At 71.5% G+C, this 21,036-nt stretch carries 17 protein-coding genes; 5 read left to right on the forward strand and 12 right to left on the reverse strand.

Going from position 1 to position 21,036, the window contains the following annotated elements:
* Positions 1-1,262 precede the first annotated feature (1,262 nt).
* Positions 1,263-2,114: a hypothetical protein gene (locus KLI87_RS06215; protein WP_156214445.1), complete on the forward strand. Its 852-nt coding sequence runs from the start codon at positions 1,263-1,265 to the stop codon at positions 2,112-2,114.
* Positions 2,115-2,148: 34 nt separating this feature from the next.
* Here KLI87_RS06215 and KLI87_RS06220 read toward each other — a convergent pair whose 3' ends face one another.
* The 7 genes from KLI87_RS06220 to KLI87_RS06250 form a co-directional block, all read right to left on the reverse strand.
* Positions 2,149-2,475, reverse strand: coding sequence for a helix-turn-helix domain-containing protein (locus KLI87_RS06220; RefSeq protein ID WP_156214444.1), 327 nt, complete (start codon positions 2,473-2,475; stop codon positions 2,149-2,151).
* 663 nt (positions 2,476-3,138) lie between these two features.
* Positions 3,139-4,149: an aldo/keto reductase gene (locus tag KLI87_RS06225; protein WP_308165869.1), complete on the reverse strand. Its 1,011-nt coding sequence runs from the start codon at positions 4,147-4,149 to the stop codon at positions 3,139-3,141.
* Between the two features lie 509 nt (positions 4,150-4,658).
* Positions 4,659-5,381, reverse strand: a complete 723-nt coding sequence (locus tag KLI87_RS06230; protein WP_214616151.1) for a helix-turn-helix transcriptional regulator — start codon at positions 5,379-5,381, stop codon at positions 4,659-4,661.
* 469 nt (positions 5,382-5,850) lie between these two features.
* The gene (locus KLI87_RS06235; protein WP_214616152.1) at positions 5,851-7,008 is read right to left on the reverse strand and encodes an acyl-CoA dehydrogenase family protein; all 1,158 of its coding nucleotides are present in this window, start codon (positions 7,006-7,008) and stop codon (positions 5,851-5,853) included.
* Complete coding sequence (locus KLI87_RS06240; RefSeq protein ID WP_214616153.1) at positions 7,005-8,186, reverse strand: MFS transporter; 1,182 nt, start codon at positions 8,184-8,186, stop codon at positions 7,005-7,007. Before KLI87_RS06240 ends, KLI87_RS06235 begins: the two co-directional genes overlap by 4 nt.
* Positions 8,183-8,929 (reverse strand): class I SAM-dependent methyltransferase, encoded by a 747-nt coding sequence (locus KLI87_RS06245; RefSeq protein WP_308165870.1) that lies wholly within the window; start codon positions 8,927-8,929, stop codon positions 8,183-8,185. The genes KLI87_RS06240 and KLI87_RS06245 overlap by 4 nt, the downstream gene beginning before the upstream one ends.
* Positions 8,926-9,951, reverse strand: a complete 1,026-nt coding sequence (locus KLI87_RS06250) for an enolase C-terminal domain-like protein (RefSeq protein WP_214616154.1) — start codon at positions 9,949-9,951, stop codon at positions 8,926-8,928. The genes KLI87_RS06245 and KLI87_RS06250 overlap by 4 nt, the downstream gene beginning before the upstream one ends.
* 124 nt (positions 9,952-10,075) lie before the next feature.
* Between KLI87_RS06250 and KLI87_RS06255 the strand changes: the two genes are divergently transcribed.
* Positions 10,076-10,813: a class I SAM-dependent methyltransferase gene (locus KLI87_RS06255; protein WP_156214439.1), complete on the forward strand. Its 738-nt coding sequence runs from the start codon at positions 10,076-10,078 to the stop codon at positions 10,811-10,813.
* On the opposite strand, the gene KLI87_RS06260 is transcribed toward KLI87_RS06255, so the two are convergent.
* From KLI87_RS06260 to KLI87_RS06280, 5 genes are all read right to left on the reverse strand, one after another.
* Positions 10,810-12,012: an ATP-grasp domain-containing protein gene (locus KLI87_RS06260; protein ID WP_214616155.1), complete on the reverse strand. Its 1,203-nt coding sequence runs from the start codon at positions 12,010-12,012 to the stop codon at positions 10,810-10,812. The two genes, KLI87_RS06255 and KLI87_RS06260, sit on opposite strands and share 4 nt — an antisense overlap.
* Before the next feature lie 65 nt (positions 12,013-12,077).
* Complete coding sequence (locus KLI87_RS06265; protein ID WP_214616156.1) at positions 12,078-12,827, reverse strand: ABC transporter ATP-binding protein; 750 nt, start codon at positions 12,825-12,827, stop codon at positions 12,078-12,080.
* Positions 12,821-14,731, reverse strand: a complete 1,911-nt coding sequence (locus KLI87_RS06270) for a dipeptide/oligopeptide/nickel ABC transporter permease/ATP-binding protein (RefSeq protein ID WP_214616157.1) — start codon at positions 14,729-14,731, stop codon at positions 12,821-12,823. The genes KLI87_RS06265 and KLI87_RS06270 overlap by 7 nt, the downstream gene beginning before the upstream one ends.
* 5 nt (positions 14,732-14,736) lie before the next feature.
* Positions 14,737-15,705, reverse strand: a complete 969-nt coding sequence (locus tag KLI87_RS06275; protein ID WP_214616158.1) for an ABC transporter permease — start codon at positions 15,703-15,705, stop codon at positions 14,737-14,739.
* Positions 15,702-17,219 (reverse strand): ABC transporter substrate-binding protein, encoded by a 1,518-nt coding sequence (locus tag KLI87_RS06280; RefSeq protein ID WP_214616159.1) that lies wholly within the window; start codon positions 17,217-17,219, stop codon positions 15,702-15,704. The genes KLI87_RS06275 and KLI87_RS06280 overlap by 4 nt, the downstream gene beginning before the upstream one ends.
* A 244-nt stretch (positions 17,220-17,463) precedes the next feature.
* On the opposite strand from KLI87_RS06280, the gene KLI87_RS06285 reads away from it, so the two are divergent.
* From KLI87_RS06285 to KLI87_RS39805, 3 genes are all read left to right on the forward strand, one after another.
* On the forward strand, positions 17,464-18,501 hold the full coding sequence (locus tag KLI87_RS06285) for a pyridoxal-phosphate dependent enzyme (RefSeq protein ID WP_214616160.1): 1,038 nt from the start codon (positions 17,464-17,466) through the stop codon (positions 18,499-18,501).
* Positions 18,502-18,795: 294 nt separating this feature from the next.
* Positions 18,796-19,380, forward strand: a complete 585-nt coding sequence (locus tag KLI87_RS06290) for an MFS transporter (RefSeq protein ID WP_214616161.1) — start codon at positions 18,796-18,798, stop codon at positions 19,378-19,380.
* Between the two features lie 914 nt (positions 19,381-20,294).
* Positions 20,295-20,855 (forward strand): sigma-70 family RNA polymerase sigma factor, encoded by a 561-nt coding sequence (locus KLI87_RS39805; RefSeq protein WP_308165871.1) that lies wholly within the window; start codon positions 20,295-20,297, stop codon positions 20,853-20,855.
* Positions 20,856-21,036 lie beyond the last annotated feature (181 nt).

Consider the following 21,036-nt stretch of genomic DNA (forward strand, 5'->3'; position numbering starts at 1 on the left):
CAGCTCAGCGTGCCTGCCTCCAGCCGCCCTCGACGGATTGCGCCGTGCGGCCCGAGCCCGTGCAGACAAATCGTGCAAATAGGGATAATTGAGCAATTCGCGCTGACCGGACGTTCGTCCGGTGCCCACGCTCGTCGGAGATCGCGGGGACGGCTGACTTCAGGGCCCAGCGATACTCACGGGCATGGGGAGCCACGGCGGAGGCGACCGGCTCCATCCCCTCGACTTGGCCACCGTCCGCGGGCCCGCCCCCGAGACCGCCCGGTCACCGCGCCCGGCTCAAGGCCCGCATTGGCCGATGAGCTACGGCCCCACGGCCCCCCCGCCGCCGTTGGTCGACCGATCCTCTAAAGGGCTCCTAGCCCGGTCGCCCAGGGAAAGCGGAAGCGTGCGCAGTGGCTTGCCGAGTACGGCCTGCTCGTCGGGGTGAGTTCGTCGCGTCGATCACGGCCACAGCCGAGTCGCCTGTCCTCCGGCGGGGGCAGGGGCGGAGGCGGGCATTCCCTCCCGGGACGAGCGGGGCGAGCGGGTCCGACGCGTCCGCCAACCTCGGCGGCAGTGGCATGCCGCCCCCGAGACTTCAGCACGGTCGGGCAGGCATTCGTCGTGAACAGTGCAGCCGGGTCTGCACCGAACCGCGCGTCCCCTCGCACTGCCCGCGAGCCTCCCCGTACCCGCAGACACGCCTCCTGGACAAGGCCCGCCGCCACCGGCCGTTTCCTCTCCTCCAGGGACCCCGGCGACCATCGCTGAGTTCCGCACTCGGTCCCCTCGCGAGTCCGTACGGCGGCCTCCTGTGATCGCGCAATTGCCGGCCTGATCGGCGCTCTCCTGACCGTGATCTCCGTCCTGGCGGGATTTGCCGGTGAGGTCGAGGTGACGAGCCTCAAGATCGGGGCACTCGGCGCCGCGCGATGGCGGGTGGAGGGGCGGCGTTGTGGACCATGCGATCTGACACCGCTCGGTGTGATCCGCTGTCCCAATGGCTTCCTCAGCGGGCCCGGCGATCTCACACCCTGCGGATATGCGCCCCTCCATTGATGTCAGAAATGACCGTATTGAGGCGATTTGAAAGATCGCAATCTGTGCGACAAACGCCTATGGACGAGACTTGTCGGCCACGATTGGACAACGCTGAGTGTATGCGGTGTAAAGAGACCAAAGAGTAGGCAAAAATGAAGTAAAGCAATCGATCAACGCGTGAGTGATCGCATTGCGTGCGGGGGCGCACGGGAGGGCGATCAGGGGCTCACGTGCCGGCCATGGGGAGGCTGCAGGCGATGCTGGGGCTGTCATGGGAGACCACTGGCGGATGGGCGCTGTCGTTCGTGCTTTCGTGCCTGGCGGCCGCTGGTTGTCTGGAGCTTCGCTGCCGGGGCCAGCACAAGATGTTCGGCAAGGTCAGCCGCCCGTGGACCCTGGCGGTCATCGGGACCATCGGCGCGGCGGCCACGGTGCTGGGAAATGTCGCCGTGCTCATGCCTCACCCCTTGTGGGGGGCGGGAGCGTCACTGACGGCGGTCGGGGCACTGCTCGGCGGTGAGATCAGGCGGGGTGTTCAGGTCAGGCAGATCACTGAGTCGGCGCCGACGCAGACCATGATGATCGCCAGTGTCGGCATCGCCTACCTGCTGTTTCGGTTCGAACGATCGTTGGCGGATGACGATGTGTCATGGGCCGGGCGCTGCTTCAAGGACCCGGAGTGGCTGGATGGCGAGCGCGACCCCGAGGAGATCATCGCGGCGACGAGGTTCTTCTGCCAGCGACTGCGCAAGCAGGTCGCGGGCGGAGAGAGTCCGGATGAGCGCAGGCGCGAACTGCAGCGTCTGAGCGATCACATCCACGATCTGGTCGGCGTCGCCGCGCTGTGCGAGGACACCGGCGACCGTGCGTCCGAGAGGGTGCTGCGGGCCCTGGAACTGCATGGACTGCTGGGCGGTCAGGGCTATGAGGATCGGGCCCGGCGGGAGGATCTGACCGAGCTGCGAGGACGGTTGCTCTCGGATGCGATGGGCGAGATCCAACGGATCCTCACCTGTGCTCTGCGCTGGGGGTACAAGCCCGGGCTGTTCACGGGGGTGCCGCTGAGCTCCACGGGCCCCGACAGGGTGTGACCGGCCCCCCGGCGTCCCGGGAGCTGCCGGGACCTCAGAACAGCCGGCCGACCGGCTGGCGGTCACCCTTCGGCAGGGGCAGAGTCGAGTCGTGCAGAGGGTGCATCCGCACCTCCAGGCGGGCTCCCAGAGCCGTCACCACGGTCTCCAGGGTTCGTAACGTGACGTTCTCCTCGCCCGAGAGGATCTGGGTCACCCGGCCCGGGGAGACGCTCATCTCGTCCGCGAGTTGGGATCGCTTGATTCCGTTCTTGCGCATGAACCAGGCGATCTCATTCATCACGGCGCTGGCCAGGCAAGTCTCGCTTTCGGCGGGGGCGCGGACGTCACCTGCGCCTTCGCGCCGACCATAAAAGACCATGGCGCACCACCCCTTCCCTTACTCGGGATCTACGTTAAGTTTAGCTTTCCCTAAAGCTCTTGGTCAAAACTACGGGCAGTGACTTCGATGGCATGATGGATTGACCAGGTCGAATAAAAGGATCAAGATAAGGAGCAAAATGGCCCGCAACCAGCCACAATGCGGCCTCGTGGTTTCGCTGTAGGTGAGCCGATTGGCTCCCCGGGTGGGTACTCCTGGCCTGAAATGGCCAATCGGCGGTGTCGGATTTGGTCGTGAGAGTCCGATGGCCTGGGGCGGTTGCGACCGGAGAGGCTACGTGACGTCTACGGACCATTTGTTAAGAGAAGCAAGTTAATGCGCCTTTCATAGCTTCTTGTCCGATATGCACCGCTTTGAGATTCCGCATCGGCAAGGTGTGCTCGGAGGCGCCGGCCCTGGGGCCACCGACCGAGCAGCAGGTCGTCGTCTCCCCGCTCGCCGATGTCGGCGAGGGAGCCGACGGAGCGCACCACGTAGGCCGTCGAGTTGGAGACTCGGCAAGACCAGGACCGCCTCCCGCCGCATGTTCCGCGTGGCGGAGTATGCGGCAAGTGAGGACACGCTTTGCGGCCTTCCGGGGGTAGGGCCATCGGGCGGGCTGTTTTGGGGATCACACACCGTTGCCAACCGCTAGGGAGGGGCTCAGTGTGCCGCGTCCAGTTTGGCGCGCTGCTCCCCGGTCAGCTCCAGGTCCACGGCCGCCAGACTCTCCTCCAGTTGCGCCACCGAGGACGCCCCGACCAGGGGGATGACCGGTATCTCGCCGCCGATGAGCCAGGACAGCACCACCTGGTTGGGGGTCGCCCCGGTTTCCTCGGCCACCTGGTGTAGGGCCGCGAGGCGGGCGGGTGTGCCCGCGTGGTCGAAGCCGGCGTCCAGGGGTTTGTCCTGGCGTACGTAGGCACCGCCCAGCAGCGGGGAGTAGGCGACCAGCGCGAGGCCGGGCTCGGCCCGCACATAGCTGAGCAGGTCACCAGAGGCTATGCCGAACTCCCCGTCTGGGGAGCGCCTGCCGGGTAGGTCGCCCCGCCGCCGCAGGTAGCTGTGGTGGTACTGGAGGATCTCGTAGCCGGGCAGGCCGGCGGCGGCGGCCAGGTTCCTGGCCCGCTCCACGCTCCACGCCCAGTGGTTGCTGGCGCCCAGCAGGCCGACCGTGCCGGCTGCGACCAGTTCGCCGAACGCCTCAACGATCTCCTGCCATGGCGCGTCCGGAAACCCGATGTGCGCATACAACAGATCCAGCTTCTCCACGCCGAGGCGCTCGCGGCTGGCGGCCGAAGCCTCCCGGATCACCTTGGCGTTCACCCCCTCGACGCCGTCTGAGGGGACCAGCCCGCTGGTGGAGCCGGTCGGCTTGGTGGTGGCGGTCGGCCGGCCGCCGAGCTTGGTGGCGATGGTGATCTCCTCGCCGACCCCGCGGCTGCGCCGCCAGCGGCCGAGCAGCGCCTCGCTCTCCCCGCCCTGGCTGCCGGTGTTCCAGTACGCGTAGTTGTTCGCGGTGTCGATGAACGTGCCGCCCGCATCGACATACCGGTCGAGAATCGCGAACGACGTCGCCTCGTCGGTGGTCGTGCCGAACAGCATCGCGCCGAGACTGAGCACGCTCACCTCGCGCCGTGTCGCCGGGTCGGCGCCGATAGTGCGGTATTTCACCCCAGGTCCTCTCATTTAGACCAGTCAGTGGCAGCGTCAACGGCACTTCCGCAACGCGCTCTGCGCTACCGCGCCCCAGGCCGCCCAAACCAGAGTCCTGAGCAGTGTTAACAATCCAGTTTTGAGGTTGAGTAGCCCAGGATTGTGTGCGGTGAATATGTGATCGGGGTGAATATGTGAGGCACGGCATGCGCCCAGAGGTCGCCGTATACGGTGCCCCGAATCCCGATACCCGTTGGCTTGACGGCTTCGCCGTCGTGCCGGTGTGAACGGGCGGTTTCGTTGGGTCGATGTCAGCTGCGGCAGCAGGAGAACTGACCCGATCCTATGGTGACCAGTAGCGCCACGGCGGCCGCCACCATACAAGGCTCTTCGTTGCCAAGCGGCGCGGCTCCGAGATCCCCAGCACGCGACAGCGCATGGATCTGGCTCGATGGCCAGAGAACGCAACGGTCTTCATGTTGATGATCGTCACGTAGGCGCACAGCGGTGGCGTAGAAGATTCCTGTTCATATTCGCTCACCTGGGCCGGCGGGTCTCAGCATCGCCCGGACCGCGCTCGGTACCTGCCCTGTGTGCTGCCGGAACACACGGGTCAGGTGGGCCTGGTCGGCGAAGCCGTAGGTGGCGGCCAGCGTCCGCAGTGAGGAGTGTCCGCCGGCGAGGTCTTCGGCCACGGCGCGGACCCGTAGCTGGTTGCGGTAGCGGTTGAGGGTCTGCCCGGTGACTTGGTGGAACACCCTGCTGAGGTGGAAGGGGGAGCAGCCCACCTGGCGGCCGAGTTCCTCCAGGCTCACCGTCAGCGGCCCGTCGATCAGCACCGCCCGCGTGTGGTCGACCAGCCTGCGGTGCGCCTGGACGGTGGCGGCGCGCCGCCCGGTCCGTGCCGGGGTGTGCGGGGTGGGGACTGTGGTGAGCAGGTGATGCACCCGCTCGGCGACCTCGAAGCCGTCGATCCCTGCCCGGCAGGCGGAGACCAGCCGCCGGTGGGCCAGGTCGAGCGCGGCGGTAACCGGTACGACAGGATTCTGGGCCGGTGGCAGGAGGTCAGCGCAGACGTCGCCGTACACGTCCAGGCCGAGATCGAGCATCGTGCTGATGTCGCGGGTGTGGGCCGGGTGGGCGAAGGCCACCTCATCGCCCTGGCGGAGCACGAATCCTGTGACCGGGTCGGTGAACTCCTCGCGGCCGTTGACCCGCGCCAGGAACCCGCCGGATCGGACCAACAGCATCCGCGTGACCCCGGCCTTCGGCCCGGAGACCAAGACCGGCGGACGAAACGACCGCCGATCGTCACAACAGGTGATCTCGACAATGTCGAGGGACGAACCCTCCGCCAGAGGACGTCTGATTCTTGGCCCGCCACCCAGCGTCTCCCGACAGACCTCGGCCACCCGCCCCAGACCCTCGATCACCTCGGCGCCCCCCACAGATTCACACAGCAAGGGCCCACTCAGCCGTATTCCCCCGCGGCACCACTCACCCGCCGACTTGCGATTGAGCGTCGACGTGATGACTTTCCCGGTATGCAGCCGCCGAAATCGTCCCAAGCGGGGGCGGCCTTCCTCGTAAAGGCGCATGAAGGATGGCGCGGAGTCGCGCGAGTAGTTCCTGCTCGCGTGCCAAGCGGTCCTTCGAGGCGGTTCGGTTGGGCTCGGATACAGGCCGGACGGTCGGGCCGCCGAGCGGGGACGGGCGCGCTCAGCTGTAGGCCGTGATCGGGGGGAGGGCGCCGGTGAGGAGGAAGGTGCCGAGTTCGCGTGCCTTGTAGGCGACGGGGTCGTGCACGGTGAGGGTGCGGGCGTCGCGCCAGAACCGGTCGAGGCCGGTCGAGCGGGTCGTCGCGCGGGCGCCGGTGAACTCGAAGATCCGGTTCGTGGCCTCCGTGGCGAGCCGGGTGGACACCACCTTCGCGGCGGAGGCGGTCAGGGCGGCCCGGCCCCGCTCGGCCGCGGTGAGGCCGGGACCGCGGGCGTCGGCTTCCGCGAAGGCGCGGGTCGCGTCGTCGGCCAGGAGGCGGGCCGCGTGGAGGGTGGCGGCGAGTTCTCCGTACCCGGCGCGGACGTGCGGGTCGTCGACGGCCCGGTCGAGGCCGCTGGCGGGCCACGGGCGTGACCGCTCGCGTGTGTACCGGGCGGCCTCGTCCAGCGCTCCCTCGGCGATGCCGACGAGAATCTGGGTGAGCACCGTCTGGAAGGCCAGCGGGACCAGCGACAGCCGGAGCCAGCGCGGGCTCGACTCGTCCTCGCCGGTCGGAAAGGTGCCCAGGACGTCGCCATGGCCGACCCGGACGTCGTGGAGGACGATGCTGCCGCTGGCGGTCAGGCGCTGGCCCAGGTTGTCCCAGTCCGGGGGGTGGGAGACCCCGTCCGCGCCACCGCGGACCACCGCGACGAGGCGGGACGCGCGGTCCTCGCGGACCGCGCTGATCAGCAGCCGGTCCGCGACCGCGCAGCCGGTGGCGAACGCGCCCCGGCCGGAGATCGACAGGGCGTCGCCGGACGCGGCGGCCGTGAGGGTGTCGCGCGGGTTGCTGACCGCGGCCACGAAGTGCGTGCCGGTGGCGGCCTCCCGCCACAGGGAGCGGGCCAGGTCGGCGTTGTCGTACAGCGCGGCCCGCCACAGGTGCAGGTAGTGGTAGCCGAGGAGGTGGCCGATCGAGGCGTCGCCCGCCGCGACGATCCGGGTGACCGCGTGCGTGGTGCGGTGGTCGTCCGGGGCGAGGGCGAGGAGGCCGCTGCCGCGCAGCAGGTCGATCTCGGCGCGGGGCGGCCGGTTGGCGCGGTCGCGGGCGACGGCGTCCGCGCGCAGCCGGTCGGCGACGGCGCGGGCGGCCGCGAATGCTTCCGCCGGGTTCATCGGGGGTCTCCCATCGCGGGGCGCCGGAGCCGGCGATGCAGCACGAGCACGACCGCGGGCAGCAGCAGGCACTGGGCGGCGACGGCCGCCCAGAATCCGGGGAGCAGGTCGGCGGACTCGAACGCCTGGTACGTTCCGCCGCCGACGAGCCCGCTCAGGGACGCGCCGGTGCCCTCGGCCAGCCGCTGGTGCCCGAAGACGACCGCCGGTGAGCGGGGGGTGCGGGCGAGCGCCTCAAGAACGTTCTTGAGGAAGAGGACCGAGTTCCCGGCGGCGATGACGGCGATCCCGGCGGCGATCGAGATCTCGTTCCCGCCGGTGAAGGCGAGCGCGCCGGCGGCAAGGCCACCGAAGCCGAGCGCCATCGCGTACTCGTACCGCATCCGCTCGACCCGGCCCGTGATCAGTGGTTGCAGCACGACGAGCAGCAGCGAGTAGCCCATCATGGCGGATCCGTAGAACATCGTGGGCACCCGGCCCTCCGCGTAGGAAGAGAGGTACTGGTAGAAGTTCATGTGCAGGTAGATGGTCAGGGCGGTGACCGCGAACGGCAGGGCCGCGAGGCCCCCCAGCGCCCGGCGCAGCGGCTCGATCACCTCGCGGTCGTCGCGGGCCTCGCGGGGCAGCAGGGCGTGCGCGATCATGAGCGCCGCGTGCAGCGCGACGGCGACGGCGAACATCCCGCCCGGGTCGTGGATGAACACGGCCCCCACCACCGGCCCGAGCGCGACCCCGACGTTGCCGGTGGCGTAGCTCGCCGACACCAGCCGCGGCCGCTCGTCCGGGCCCGCGCCGTGCACCACGTAGCCGCGGACGCTCGGCGAGTACAGCGCGGTCGCCGCCGACCGGAGGAAGAGCGCGGCGATCGTCACCGCCGGCCAGGCTCCGCCGGCGAGGAAGCCCAGCGATCCGAGCGTTTGCAGCGCCATCGCCAGCAGCAGGGACCGCTGGAGCCCGAGGCGTTCCGCGAGCGCCGCGCCGGGCAGCCCCCCGGCGAACTGGACGAGCGTGGCCAGCCCGAGCACGACACCGACCTGGTCCATGCCGAGGCCCATCCGGTCGCGGAGCAGCACCGCGAGGTAGGGGTACACCGAAAAACTGATGAGGTTGACGAGCAGCCCGCTCCCGAGCAGCGCGGTCTGGACGCCGGTGAACGAGCGGGCACCGCCCGGTGTCACCTCGGCCGTGCCTTGGCGCCCCGGACGATCAGGCGGGTGGCGCCCGCGTCGTACGGGCCGCCGTCCAGGGTGCCGAAGCACTCGACGTCCTCGAACCCGGCCTGGACGAACATGGCGCGCAACTCGGCGGCGCTGTAGACGTAGCAGGTGAGCGAGGTGTGCTCGGCCCTGTCGCCCCGGACGAGCGTCCAGTCGGTGCGGTAGCGGGCCCAGTCGTCCAGGATCGTGTCGCGCATGACCACCATGCCGCCGCGCACATCGACGATCTTTGGGGTGCCGGCCCAGGACGCGTACGTCTCCTTGCTCAACAGGTCCACGATCAGATGACCGCCCGGGGCGAGGGAGCGGTGGGCGTTGCGCAGGACCCGCAGGTTGTCCTCGTGGTCGTCGAAGTAGCCGAAGGAGGTGTACATGTTCACCACGACGTCGTAGGCGTCCGGCGCCACGTGTTCGCGCACGTCCGCCCGCACGAGCGTCGCCTTCACCCCGGCGGCGGCGCACGCGGCCGCCGCGCGTTCGAGCAGTTCGGGATGGAGGTCCACGCCGGTCACGCGGTGGCCGTGGCGGGCCAGCGGCTCGGTGAAGAAGCCGACGCCGCAGCACTGGTCGAGCACGCGGCTTCCCGGGGGGAACGCGAACAGGGGCGAGGAGGCCACCACCTCGGCGGCGGCGCGCGCCCGCTCGGGTGTGAAGAGGACCTCCGAAAAGCCCGACCACAGGTGCATGTCCTCGTACCAGTTCACGGTCTCCTCCGATCCGGATCGGGTGGGAAAGCGGCTCGGGGCGTCACCCCGAGGCCGGGCGCCTTGCCGAGGACGATCCGCCCGTCCTCCAGGCCGAGCCCGCGAAAGGGCGGTTCGCGCAGGTAGAGATGGCCGTCGAGGTCGATGTGGTCGGCCAGCGGCGCGAGCAGCGCGGCCTGGCTGATGGCGAGCTCCGACTCGCACATGCAGCTGAGCAGGACCGTGAGCCCGGCCCGGCGGGCCGCCTCCATGACCCGCCGGGCGCCCCGGACGCCGCCGGCCTTGCACAGCTTGACGACGACGCCGTCGGAGTGCCGCCCGGCGGCGTGGACGCTGGCCACGTCGGTGCATCCCTCGTCGAGGACGACCGGGAGCCGGCCGGGGACCTCCCGGTACCGGTGGTAGTCGTCGATCGCCGCCCGGGGGAAGGGCTGCTCGATGAGCTGGATGCCGAGCGCGCGCAGCCGGGGGGTGAGGGCGCGGGCGAGGTCGAGATCCCATGCCTCGTTCGCGTCGATGCGTATCGGCAGCGGGGTCGCCCGCCGGACGGCCGCAAGGACCTCGATGTCGTCGGAGCCGCCGACCTTCACCTTGAACGCGCCCACCGGCGGCGCGTCCCGGACCGCCCGCGCCGCCTCGCCGGGGCTCGCGATCCCGATCGTGTACACGGTCGGTCCGATCTCGCGGGGCGTGCCGAGCACGTTCCAGGTCGGCCGCCGGGCGGCCTTGCCGATCCAGTCGTGCAGCGCGCCGTCGAGGGCCATCCGGGCGCCCGCGGGCGCGTCCCACCGCTCGACCCGGTCGAGGGCCGCGCGCGGATCGCCCAGGTCGTGGCCGAGCAGGTCCGGCCCGCCGGACTCGATCGCCCGCGCGACATCCTCCGCGGTGACCCCGTCGTACTCGACGGGTGTGCCCTCTCCGTAGGCGACGACGCCGCCGTGCGCGAGGGCGACCACGCAGGTGTCGACGGAGTCGATCTCACCGCGGGAGCTTCGCACGGTCTCGGTCAGCCGTAACGACACGCGACGGACGGACAGGCTCAGATCCATGACGGCCCTTTCCAGATGTCGGAGGAGGCGGGAACCAGCCGGACGCCGGAGGCGACCTACTGCACAGGGAGTTCGGCCGATTGTGGAGGGGACTGCGATGGAGTGGTTCGAGGACGAGGCGCTGTGGGCCGACTTCACGGACGTGCTGTTCTCCGCCGAGCGCGCCGCCGAGGCCGAGACGCGGGCCGCCTCGTCGCCGCTGCTGCGGGTGGCGCCCGGGACCAGGGTGCTCGACCTCGGATGCGGGCCGGGAACCTACACGGTGCCCCTGGCCCGCCGGGGAGCGGAGGTCACAGGTGTGGACCTCAGCGCGGCGCTGCTCGACCGCGCCTCGACGGCCGCGTCCGAGGCCGGCACCGAGGTCCGGCTCGTCCGGGCGGACATGCGCGAGTTCGCCGAGGCCGACCGGTTCGACCTGGTGATCAGCATGTACACCTCGTTCGGCCTGTTCGACGACCACGAGGAGAACATGCGGGTGCTGCGCAACGCGCGGACCTGCCTGGCGCCCGGCGGCCGGCTCCTGATCGACCTGTACGGCAAGGAGGTCATGGCCCGGGACGGGGCCCGACCGAAGATCCTCGACGTCGAGGGCGGCACGCTCATCGTGCGCGGGACGGTCCTCGACGACTGGACCCGCTTCCGGGACGACTTCTACCTCGTGCGGGACGGCCGGGTGCGGCAGGCGTCCATCGTCCACCACCTCTACAGCGCCGTCGAGCTCAAGCGGATGCTCGCCGAGGCGGGCTTCACCGGCGTCGAGTGCTTCGGCGGGTTCGACGCCGAGCCCTACGACCACCGCGCGCGGCGGCTGATCGTGCGGGGCGTCCGGGCCTAGCACGCGGGACGCGTCTCGACGCGCAGGGCGGCCGCCGCGGCGACGGCGCGGTGTGTGGCGATCTCCGCCGTCGGCCCCTCGGCGAGCAGGATCCCGGCGTGGCCGCGCCCGTCGGTGACGTGCGCGATGTCCGCGCCGATCTCCTTGGTCGGATACCACTCCGTCCGCCCCGGATAGCGGGCGACGTCGTCGAGGCCGTGCACGGCGACCAACTCCCCGGCCCGGTCCGGGTAGGCCAGGACGAACGCCACGGCCGGTCCGCCGCCCAGGGGCGCGTCGAGCAGTCGCGGACGTCGGCCGAGCGCGAGGTCGACCAGCCCCTCGTAGACGTTGGCGTTCAGGGCACGGCACATCGACTCGCCGACGAGCGCGCCGCCGATGCGCGGGTTCACCTCGATCAGGCGCGGCCCGTCGGCGGTCATGGCCAGCTCGACGTGGGCGAACCGGTCGGTGTAGCCGAGCACCGCCAGCAGCTCGGAGAGCCACCTCTCGATCTCGCGGGCGTCGCCGGGCGGCAGCGCCACCGGGAACGCGGTGACGTCCTCGCGGAACCAGGGCTGCGGCGACATGAGGCGGCTCGACAGCCCCAGCAGCCGGGTGCGCCCGGCCCAGGTGAGCGTCTCGGCGCTGTACACCGGCCCGGCGAGGAACGGCTCCGCGAACAGCCGTCCGAACAGCGTCGCCTCCGCGGCCTCGCGGCGGAGGCGGGCGAGGTCGCCGGCGTCGCGGACGAGCCAAACGTTCCGGCTGCTGGTGCCCGCCGTGTCCTTGACGATGGCGGGGAGCCCCACGGCCGCGGCGAGCCGGTCGAGGTCCAGCGCGGACGCGTCGTCCACCGCGAACGGCGCGAACGGGCTCAGGCCCTTGCGGTGGAGGAGGTCGCGGACCTCGAACTTGTCGCGCACCAGCCGGATGACCGCCGGGTCGATGCCGGGCAGGCCGAGTTCGGCGGCGAGTTCGGCGCCCGTGACGCCCCAGGTGTCGGTGGAGCTGATCAGACCCTTGAGGCCCTCGATGGCGGTCAGGGCCTCGGCGACCGCCCGGCGGTCGCCGGTGTCCACGGGAACGACCTCGATCGTCCCGGGCGGCAGCGTGGCGAGCTCGTGCAGGTACAGCGACTCGACGCCGGTCAGCAGCACCAGTCGCTCGCCGGCGCCGCGGGCGGCCCGCGCGAGGTGGGCGAGTCCGAAGGAGAGCATCTCAAGGCAGGCGATGGTCACCATCAGTATGTCGGCCCGATGGCCCGGATGGTTCCCGGCCGTCGTCACATCGTGGGCGTCGCCGAGAGCAGCAGGCGCGTGTAGGGGTGCCGAGGGTCGGTGGTCACGTCCGCGGTCGGGCCCTGTTCGACGATCCGGCCGCGCGACATGACCGCGATCCGGTCCGCGAGCTGGGCGACCACCGCGAGGTCGTGGGCGATGAACAGGCAGCCGAAGTCGAGCCGGTCCCGCAGGTCGCAGAGCAGGTTCAGCACCTTCGCCTGGACCGACACGTCGAGCGCGGTGACCGGCTCGTCGCAGACCAGCAGGCGCGGCTCCAGGGCCAGCGCGCGGGCGATCGCCACCCGCTGCTGCTGCCCGCCCGACAGCTGCCCGCGACGGCGGGCCCCGACCTGCGGGTCGAGTTCGACCAGGTCCAGCAGCTCGCTCACCCGCGCGGCCCGGGACCGGGCATCGCCGACGCGGTGGATGGCCAGCGGCTCGGTGAGGGCCTGGCGTACGGTCTGCCGCGGGCTGAGCGACAGGTAGGGGTCCTGGAACACCATCTGGACCTGCCGCCGGTGGGCCCGCAGCGCCTTGCCCCGGAGCGCCCGCACGTCCACTCCGGCGACGCGAACCGTTCCCGCGCTGGGCCGGTGCAGGCCGGTGACGACGCGGGCCAGCGTCGACTTGCCGCAGCCGGACTCGCCGACCAGTCCGACGATCTCGCCCGCCGCGACCCGCAGCGTGACGTCCTCGATCACGGTCGTGCCGGCACGGCCGTAGCCCGCGCTGACGCCCTCGATCTCTAGCATGGCCCGTCCGCGGTCGTGGAGGTGCTCGGATGGCGCAGGCACGCCGACCGGCGCGCGGCCGAGCCGGCCAACGGCTCCAGCGCCGGGCCTACCAGCGGTTCCAGCGTCGGCGGCACGGTCGTGCAGGCCGGTACCGCGAGCGCGCAGCGCGGCGCGAACCCGCACCCCGGCGTGTCGTCCGGGCCGATCCCGGCCCGGCCCGGCATGGTGCGGAACCGGGTCCCCGGTGCCGCGCCGGGACGCGGCACGGCGTCCAGCAGGCCCCGGGTGTAGGGGTGGTCGGGGGCCTTGATCAGCTCCTCCAGCGGCCCCGACTCCACGATCCGTCCGCCGTACAGGACGGCCACGCTGTCGGCGAGGCGCGCCACCACCGCCAGGTCGTGGCTGACAATGACCATGGCCATGTCCAGTTCGTCCCGGAGGCGGGCCAGCAGTTCGAGCAGCTGCGCCTGGACGGTCACGTCGAGCGCGGACGTGGGTTCGTCCGCGATCAGCAACTCCGGCTCCCCCGCGAGCGCCATGGCGATCTGCGCCCGCTGCCGCATGCCGCCGGAGAGCTCGTGCGGGAACCGGCGGGCGACCGGTGCGGGGTCCGGCAGACCGGCCGTGGCCAGCAGCTCCTCGGTCACCCGGCGGGTCGCGCCGCGCCGTCCGCCCCGGCCCGCGTTCCGGACCGCCTCGTCGATGTGCGCGCCGATCGTCCGCAGCGGGTTGAGCGCGGCGGCGCTGTCCTGGAAGACCACGCCGACCCGGCGGCGGTCCCGGGGACCGGGTCCGAGCGGCTCGCGGGTGCCGAGCGTCACGGCCCCCGTGACCGCCGCCCGCGGGTCCAGCAGGCCGAACGGCGCCAGCGCGGCCGTGGTCTTCCCGCTTCCGGTCTCGCCGACGAGCGCCAGCACCTGCCCGCGCCGCACCTCGTAGGAGATGCCGGCCGCGACCCGGCGCGGCCCGCCCTCGCCCGGGTACGCGACGGACAGGTCCCGCACCACCAGCACAGAGTCCTGGGTGACGGACGGTTCCGCGACCACGGTCGTTCCCGCCGCGGCCTTCGGGCGCGCCGTCCGCCGGATCCGTCCGGGAAGGGCCAGCCGGAGGAGCGACGGCCGCTCCTCGCCCGCCGCGAGCCGCTCGCCGAGCAGGTTGCTGGCGAAGACCACCGCCGTGACGGCGATGCCGGGCGGGTAGGCCAGCCACCACGCGGAGTCCAGGAACGGCTGCCCCTCGATGAGCATCTGGCCCCATTCGGCGTGCGGCGGCGCGACACCGAGGCCGAGGAAGCTCAGCGTGGCGACGCCGAGGACGATCATGCCGACGTCCGTGCTGGCGTAGACCAGGCACGGCGCCAGCGCCGGCGGCAGGAGGTGCCGGCCGATGACGCGCACGCGGCCCGCCCCGAGCAGCCGCAGCGCGTCCATGTGGGGGCTGTCGCGCATCCCGGCGACGCGGGCGCGGGCGATCCGGGCGTAGGGCGCCCACGACCACAGCGACAGGGCCAGGACGAGGCTCTGCACGCCGGGCCCGCGCGCACCGATCACCGCCAGCGCGACCAGCATGCCGGGCAGCGACACCACGACGTCGATCACCCGGGCGACGCCCCAGTCGACCCATCCGCCCAGGTAACCGGCGGTGGCCCCGACGACGGCGCCGGTGGCGAGCGAGATCGCCAGCACCGCCGCCGTGATCGTGATGGAGATCCGCGCGCCGTGCAGGAGCCGGCTGAGCTGGTCGCGGCCGAGCTGGTCCGTGCCCAGCGGGTACTCTCGCGACGGCGGTCGCAGCGAGGCGGCGAGGTCGCCGACGTTGGGGTCGGCCGGAGCCAGCAGCGGCGCCAGCGCGCCCGCGACCGCGAACAGGACCAGGGGGACCGCGATCAGCGCGGTGCGCGTACCCGGTCGGCGGAGCATGCCGTTCATCTCGTCCACCGCCGCCGGGAGCGGGGGTCGATGAGCCCCTGTACGAGATCCGCGCACCGGTTGGTCAGGATGAACCCGCCGCCCATCACGAGCACGGCGGCTTGCAGCGCCGGCACGTCGCGGGAACCGGCCGCGTGCACGAGATAGGACCCGAGGCCGGGCCAGCCGAAGACCTCCTCCACCACGACCGTGCCGACGAGCAGGCCGCCGATGCCGAACGCGGCGACCGAGAGGATCGGCCCCGCCGCGTTCGGCAGCCCGTCGCGGAGCACGATCGACAGCGTCCCGCTGCCCCGGGCCTGCGCCGCCCGCACGTACGGCCTGTCCAGGGCCTCGCGCAGCGTGACCGCCACGACCCGGCTGAGCACACCGGCGGTCGGCATGGCGAGCACCGCGATCGGCATGACCCACGTCTCCGGCCCGGCCATGCCCGAGGTCGGCACCAGCCCCAGTCGCAGGGCGAAGACCAGCACCAGCAGGTAGCTCAGCCAGAACACCGGCACCGAGGTCAGCAGCAGCGCACCGACCCGCAGCGCGCCGCGCAGGACGCCGCGCGGGAGCAGCGCCCCCGCCACCCCCACGGCCAGGCCGGCCAGGATGCCGACCACCGCGGATCCCGCGACCAGCCCGAGCGTGACACCGAGCCTGTCGGCGACCTCGGGCCCCACGGGCAGGTCCGTCCGCAGCGACAGCCCGAAGTCGCCGGTGCACGCGTGGGCGAGCCAGCGCAGGTACCGGATCGGGGCGGGGGCGTCGAGGCCGAGTTCGACGCGGACGGCCTCGACCTGCTCGCGGGTGGCCGGGCGCCCGGCCCGCGTCGCGGCGAGCACCGACGCGGGGTCGCCGCGGGCGAACAGGACCAGCGCGAAGGTGCCCACCGTCATCGCCAGCAGCACGCCGGCGGTGTCGAGGGCCCAGCGGGCGGCGTACCGGCCCCCGGTGGTCAGCCGGTCGGGCGCCTTCACCGGACGGTGACCCCGGCGACCCCGAGGTCGAGGTCGGTGGGCGGCACCGCGAAGCCCTTCACCGCGTCCCGGACGGCCCACAGCCGCTTCCGGTAGACCAGCGGCACGAACCCGGCGTCGGTGGCGAGCACGGCGTAGAGCCTCTGGTAGGCCGCGGCGCGGGAGGCGGCGTCGCGGGCGAACACGGCCCGGTCGACCGCGGCCTTGGTGGCCGGGGTGGCCCAGAGCGGCCCGCGCGCGTCGGTGGTGAACATGGACACGACCGAGCCGGACGGGTCGTAGGGCGCGCCGAGCCCCTCGAAGAACGTGAGGTCCCAGTCGTCCTCCGCCCGCTCGTCGTAGTAGGAGGCCGCGTCCACCTGGGCGATCCGCACGGTGATGCCGACCTGCTTGAGGGCGGCGACGACGGCGGCGGCCATGGACCGGGGGTCGAGCTGCCCCTGCGCCGGTGTCGAGGGGATGAGCAGCTTCAGGGAGAGCGGCTTGCCGTCCTTGACCCGGGTGCCGCCGTTGAGTGTGTATCCGGCGGCGTCCAGCGTCCGGCGGGCGGCGGCCTGGTCGAAGTAGAGCGGGAGGTCGGTGCCGGAGTCGGGCACCTCCGGCGGGAACACCCGGCGCGCGGGCTCGGCGTAGCCCATGAACAGCGCCTTGCTCAGGGACGCGGTGTCGATGGCCTGGCGGACGGCCTCGCGGACGGCCTTGTCCCCGGCCGGGCCCTTCGGCTGGAAGCCGAGCATGATCGAGACGTCCGGCGCGCCGGTGAGCAGCCTGACGTTGGCGCGCCTGCTCAGCGCCCTGGCCTCCACCGGCGTGATGGCGGACAGGTAGGAGCCGCCGATGAGGTCGAGTTCGCGGTTGGCGAGCGCGTCCACCCGCGCCTGGGAACTGGGGATGACCTTGAACTCCAGCCGCCGCAACCGGGGCTTGGCACCCCAGTAGCCGTCGTTGCGGGCCAGCGTCGCCCCCTTGGCCGAGTTCGACACCAGCTTCCACGGCCCGGTGCCGACCGGGGTCTGGAACCTCCCTGCGGCGTTCGCGGACTTCGGGCTGAGCAACCGCACCGGCCGGGCGATCGACAACTCCTGCAACAGCGGCTCGTAGGGCTCCGACAGCGTCAGCCGGACCGTGTCGGCGTTCGGAGTGTCAACGGAGGAGATGATCTGGGAGGCCCGGAAGAAGCTGAACTTCTTGTTGCCGACCCACCGGTCGAAGTTCCACTTGACGGCGGCGGAGTCGAGCGGCGTCCCGTCGGTGAACCGGACGTTGTCGCGCAGGTCGAACGTCACCTGCCTGCCGTCCTCGGCCACCCGCCACGACTCCGCGAGCCCCGGTTCGAGCCTTCCGCCCGCGGCGTAGGTGACGAGCGGCTCGTAGATCGCGTCGATCATCAGGAAGTTGCCGGTGAAGGCGTGCGGGTCCAGGGCGCCGGACTCCTCGCTCAGGCCGACGCGCAGCACCGGGCTCGTGGAGGCGCCGCTGCCGGCACCGCCACCACACGCGCTGACCAGCGTCAACGACGCGACAAGCGCCGCGATTGGACGAAGTCGTGACAAGGCTCCTCCAAGCGGACGGTGCACCAGGCGGTCACCCGCCGCAGAGGTAGTCGGCGGGAGCGCGGGTCCGGTTCCCGCGACATCGGTCGGCCTGTCGCCGGGGGAACCAATTCGATCTCGCGCGCGACCTCTTCCAAGACCGGTCAGTACATCGACAGGGACACCTGCCGCCCGCATGACGGCACGACCCGAGGGACGACCGCCCATGCCATTCCTGGTCCCGCCCGCCATCTCCACGACCGTCCACGACCACATCACCGACGGCATCCGGGCGCCGAGCCTGATCCGGCTCTCCGACAACGTGGTGCTCATCCGCTTCGAGACCCTGAAGATCTACGCGGCCCTCGGCGCGGTGCGGGCCCTGCTCGCCGACGGCACGGTGCGGCCCGGCGACACGCTTGTCGACAGTTCGAGCGGCATCTACGCGCTGGCCCTGGCGATGGTCTGCCACCGCTACGGCCTGCGCTGCCACATCGTCGCCTCGACCACGGTCACCTCGACGATCCGGGTCCAACTGGAGATCCTCGGCGCGACCGTCGACCAGATGCCCGCCGAGTCCGACCTGCGCCTCGACCAGGGCCGCCGGGTCGACCGGATACACCAGCTGCTGCGGGCCGGCACCGGCATGCACTGGATGCGCCAGTACCACGACCCGGTGCACCGCCTCGGGTACGCCGAACTCGCCGACCTGGTACGCCTCGCGCTGCCGGACGCGCGCCTCGCCGTGGTGGCCGGCGTCGGGACGGGAGCGTCCAGCGCGGGCCTGATCCAGCCGCTGCGCCTGCACGACCCGTCGACCCCGCTCGTCGGGGTCCAGCCGTTCGGCAGCGTGAGCTTCGGCAGCGAACGGTTCCAGGACCCGGAGGCGATCATCGCGGGCATCGGCAGCGCGATCCCGTTCGGCAACGTCCGTCCCGAACTCTACGACCAGATGCACTGGCTGAGCTTCCAGCACGCCATGGCCGGCACGATCGGCCTGATGCGCGCGCACGCCGTCTTCGCGGGCCTGTCGACCGGCGCCGCCTACCTGGTCGCGGCGCAGGAGGCACGCCGCCATCCCGAGCGCACGCTCCTCGTGATCGGCGCGGACACCGGCCACCGGTACGTTGAGAAGGTCTTCGCCCGGCACCGGGAGGCGCTCGACCCGGACACGCTGAAACCGACCGAAATAGGCTCCCTGGACGAGCTGGCACCGCCCTGGTCCGCGATGGCCTGGGGCCGCCGCCGCCACCCGGGTGCATGACGGCGGCCGACGCCTGCGTGCGATCAGACCGCTCGTCGCTAATTCGGATATGTCAAAAATCCCCTGAAGCAGCCGACGAATTCCCCCGCCCGGGTATAGCCGGACCGCTTTCGAGGCGATCCCGGGACGGGAAATCGCAGGCCCCTCCCGGGGCGGCGGTGGGTCGAGCGCACCGCGATCCTGCTTGAGACCAGGTTGTGGATGTGGCCGGAGTGAACTTAACGACAAACGCATCGATCGACGTGTCCTGGGAATAATGACGCCAATCGGGAATTATGTAAGAATCCACGCATCATGGAGCTGTGGTCGGTAGTGCGGCTGGTGCGCGCGGCGACGTTCGCCGCGACGTGCGCCGGTCTCGCGGCCGGCGGCCACCTGGCCGCGGGCGGGGCGGTCGAACCGCTCGTCCTGGCCATCGGCTTCGCCGCGATGTTCGTCCCGGCCCTGCTGCTGACCCGCCGGGAACGCTCGATCGGCACGATCCTGCCCGCCGTCGCCCTCTGCCAGGTGGTTCTGCACCTCCTCCTGTCAGGGAGTTCCCCGGCCCACGGCATGACCACCACCGCGGACGGCATGACCGCGCACGGCATGTCCGCCGCGTCGGACGGTTCGCCCGGCCTCAGCATGCTGCTGGCGCACGCGATCGCCGTGCTGATCACCTCGTGGTGGCTGGAGCGCGGCGAGGCGGGGCTGTGCGCCCTGGTCCGCTGCGTGGCCACCTGGGCGCTGCGCTCCCTGACCTGGCTGCGGCCCACCGTCGTGCACGGCCCCGCGTGGATCAGATCCGTTTTCAGAGGGCGCCACCCTCGTCCCGCCCAGGCGCTGAAGCACGCCATGGTGCGGAGAGGGCCTCCAGCGAAGCACGTCGCCCTCGTCTGAACACCGCCAGATCCTTCAGCGCCCATGCACATCGGGTGCTCGCGTCTCTGAGCTCACCGACAGATCTGTGTGACGACAAGGACGAGGCCGACTCCGCCACCGGATGACCTTGTGCCATCCGGGCGTAAGCCGCTCCCCACTCTTCTTGGAGTCGTCGATGCTGCGCTTGCTCTCGCTCCATGGTGACGGAACATCACCAAAAACCTACAGACCGTCCCCGCCCTCGGCTGCGCGCCGAACCATCGCTCCCGACGGCGATGCCCCGTCCGGCCTCAAGTCCGGACGAGCCGCGATCGTCGACCTCCCCGCCCCTGATCATGACGTGATCACTGTGGACCGGGCCAACACCCCCGCCCCGGTCAAGGCGCTGACCTGAACCCATGGCCGAGGACCTTGGTCGGGGCAGGCGACAGGACGAGCGCTCTGAGGAGCACGTGCCGGGTGGCCATGTCACATGGCTCAAGGGCCGAGCATCCCGTCCCGGCGCCGTGCGACGGCACGTCCCACCGGGACACCGATGGACCGTGCCGTCCGCAGTCACAGCGGTCCGACGACGAGAGCCGGTCGGCACCCCACAGCCCGCAATCGGCCATCTACTCCAGAACGAACGCGAAGCTCCCTGCCGCCGCCCCCGACGCGGGGGCCCTCATGACCGCGACCACGGACACCGCAGTGGCCGCGGCACCCAACGCAACAATGCCGACCGCGTCCCAGACCAGCGGATCACCCGAAACGGAGACCTCCGCGCAGCGGAGGAACGTCAGGCGGCCGACACCCCTGCGGTGGCGAGCCCATTGCCGCATCGGCCCGCGTATCGCCTCAAGGATCCACCATGCGTGCCGAGCTCCCCGGCCGCTCAGGTTCCACGCGTCCCCGCCCCCTGCCCCGACCGACCGTTCAAAGGAACGATCAGCGTGAACACTGGCATCGACGACCAGCAACTCACCCGGCTCGCCCTGTCCGCGCGCCACGGCGCGCCTGCGGATGTGGAGGCTTTCACCCGCGCCGTCTACACCGACGTACGACGCTTCATCTCCTACCTGGACGGCACGCACGGGGCCGAAGACCTCACCCAGGAGACCTTCGTGCACGTGCTGAACAGCCTCCCCGCCTTCGCCGGCCGCTCCTCCGCCCGCACCTGGCTGCTGTCCATCGCCCGGCGGGTCGTCATCGACCGCTACCGGTCGGCCGCCCGCCGACCGGTGGTCTCCGATCTGGCCGACTGGCAACGAGCCGTGGAAAGAGGTCAAACCGCCGCATCTCCCGGATGGGAGGAAGGCGTGGCACTGACCGCCCTGCTGGCCGAGGTTCCGTGGGAACGACGCGCGCCGTTCGTGCTCACCCAGATTCTCGGCCTGTCCTATGCCGAGGCGGCCGAGATCCTGGGTTGCCCCATCGGCACGATCCGCTCGCGCGTGGCCCGGGCCCGAACCCAGCTGATCGGCACCATCCGCGCCGCCGAGCAGGCGATCTGACCCCGGTCCCGGGCCGGGACCTGCCCCGGCCCGGGACGGAGTTCGTGCCTCGCCAGCCGTCTAGCGGCCCTCCGAAGATCGTTTGTCACCGGTACGCCGCTGAATTCAGGAGGGAGCGCGACGACCTCGACGAGAAGAACGACCGAAGCGGGCCCTGGCACGAGAACAGCCCGTGCGGCGC

This window comes from Actinomadura sp. NEAU-AAG7 (assembly GCF_018603865.1).
Classification (GTDB): Bacteria; Actinomycetota; Actinomycetes; order Streptosporangiales; family Streptosporangiaceae; genus Spirillospora; species Spirillospora litoris.

Coding starts and splice junctions, on each gene's coding strand:
- KLI87_RS06215 (WP_156214445.1), top strand. CDS start 1,263: ATGGGGAGGCTGCAGGCGATGCTGGGGCTGTCATGGGAGACCACTGGC.
- KLI87_RS06220 (WP_156214444.1), bottom strand. CDS start 2,475: ATGGTCTTTTATGGTCGGCGCGAAGGCGCAGGTGACGTCCGCGCCCCC.
- KLI87_RS06230 (WP_214616151.1), bottom strand. CDS start 5,381: ATGCTGTTGGTCCGATCCGGCGGGTTCCTGGCGCGGGTCAACGGCCGC.
- KLI87_RS06235 (WP_214616152.1), bottom strand. CDS start 7,008: ATGAACCCGGCGGAAGCATTCGCGGCCGCCCGCGCCGTCGCCGACCGG.
- KLI87_RS06255 (WP_156214439.1), top strand. CDS start 10,076: ATGGAGTGGTTCGAGGACGAGGCGCTGTGGGCCGACTTCACGGACGTG.
- KLI87_RS06260 (WP_214616155.1), bottom strand. CDS start 12,012: ATGCTCTCCTTCGGACTCGCCCACCTCGCGCGGGCCGCCCGCGGCGCC.
- KLI87_RS06265 (WP_214616156.1), bottom strand. CDS start 12,827: ATGCTAGAGATCGAGGGCGTCAGCGCGGGCTACGGCCGTGCCGGCACG.
- KLI87_RS06270 (WP_214616157.1), bottom strand. CDS start 14,731: ATGCTCCGCCGACCGGGTACGCGCACCGCGCTGATCGCGGTCCCCCTG.
- KLI87_RS06285 (WP_214616160.1), top strand. CDS start 17,464: ATGCCATTCCTGGTCCCGCCCGCCATCTCCACGACCGTCCACGACCAC.
- KLI87_RS06290 (WP_214616161.1), top strand. CDS start 18,796: ATGGAGCTGTGGTCGGTAGTGCGGCTGGTGCGCGCGGCGACGTTCGCC.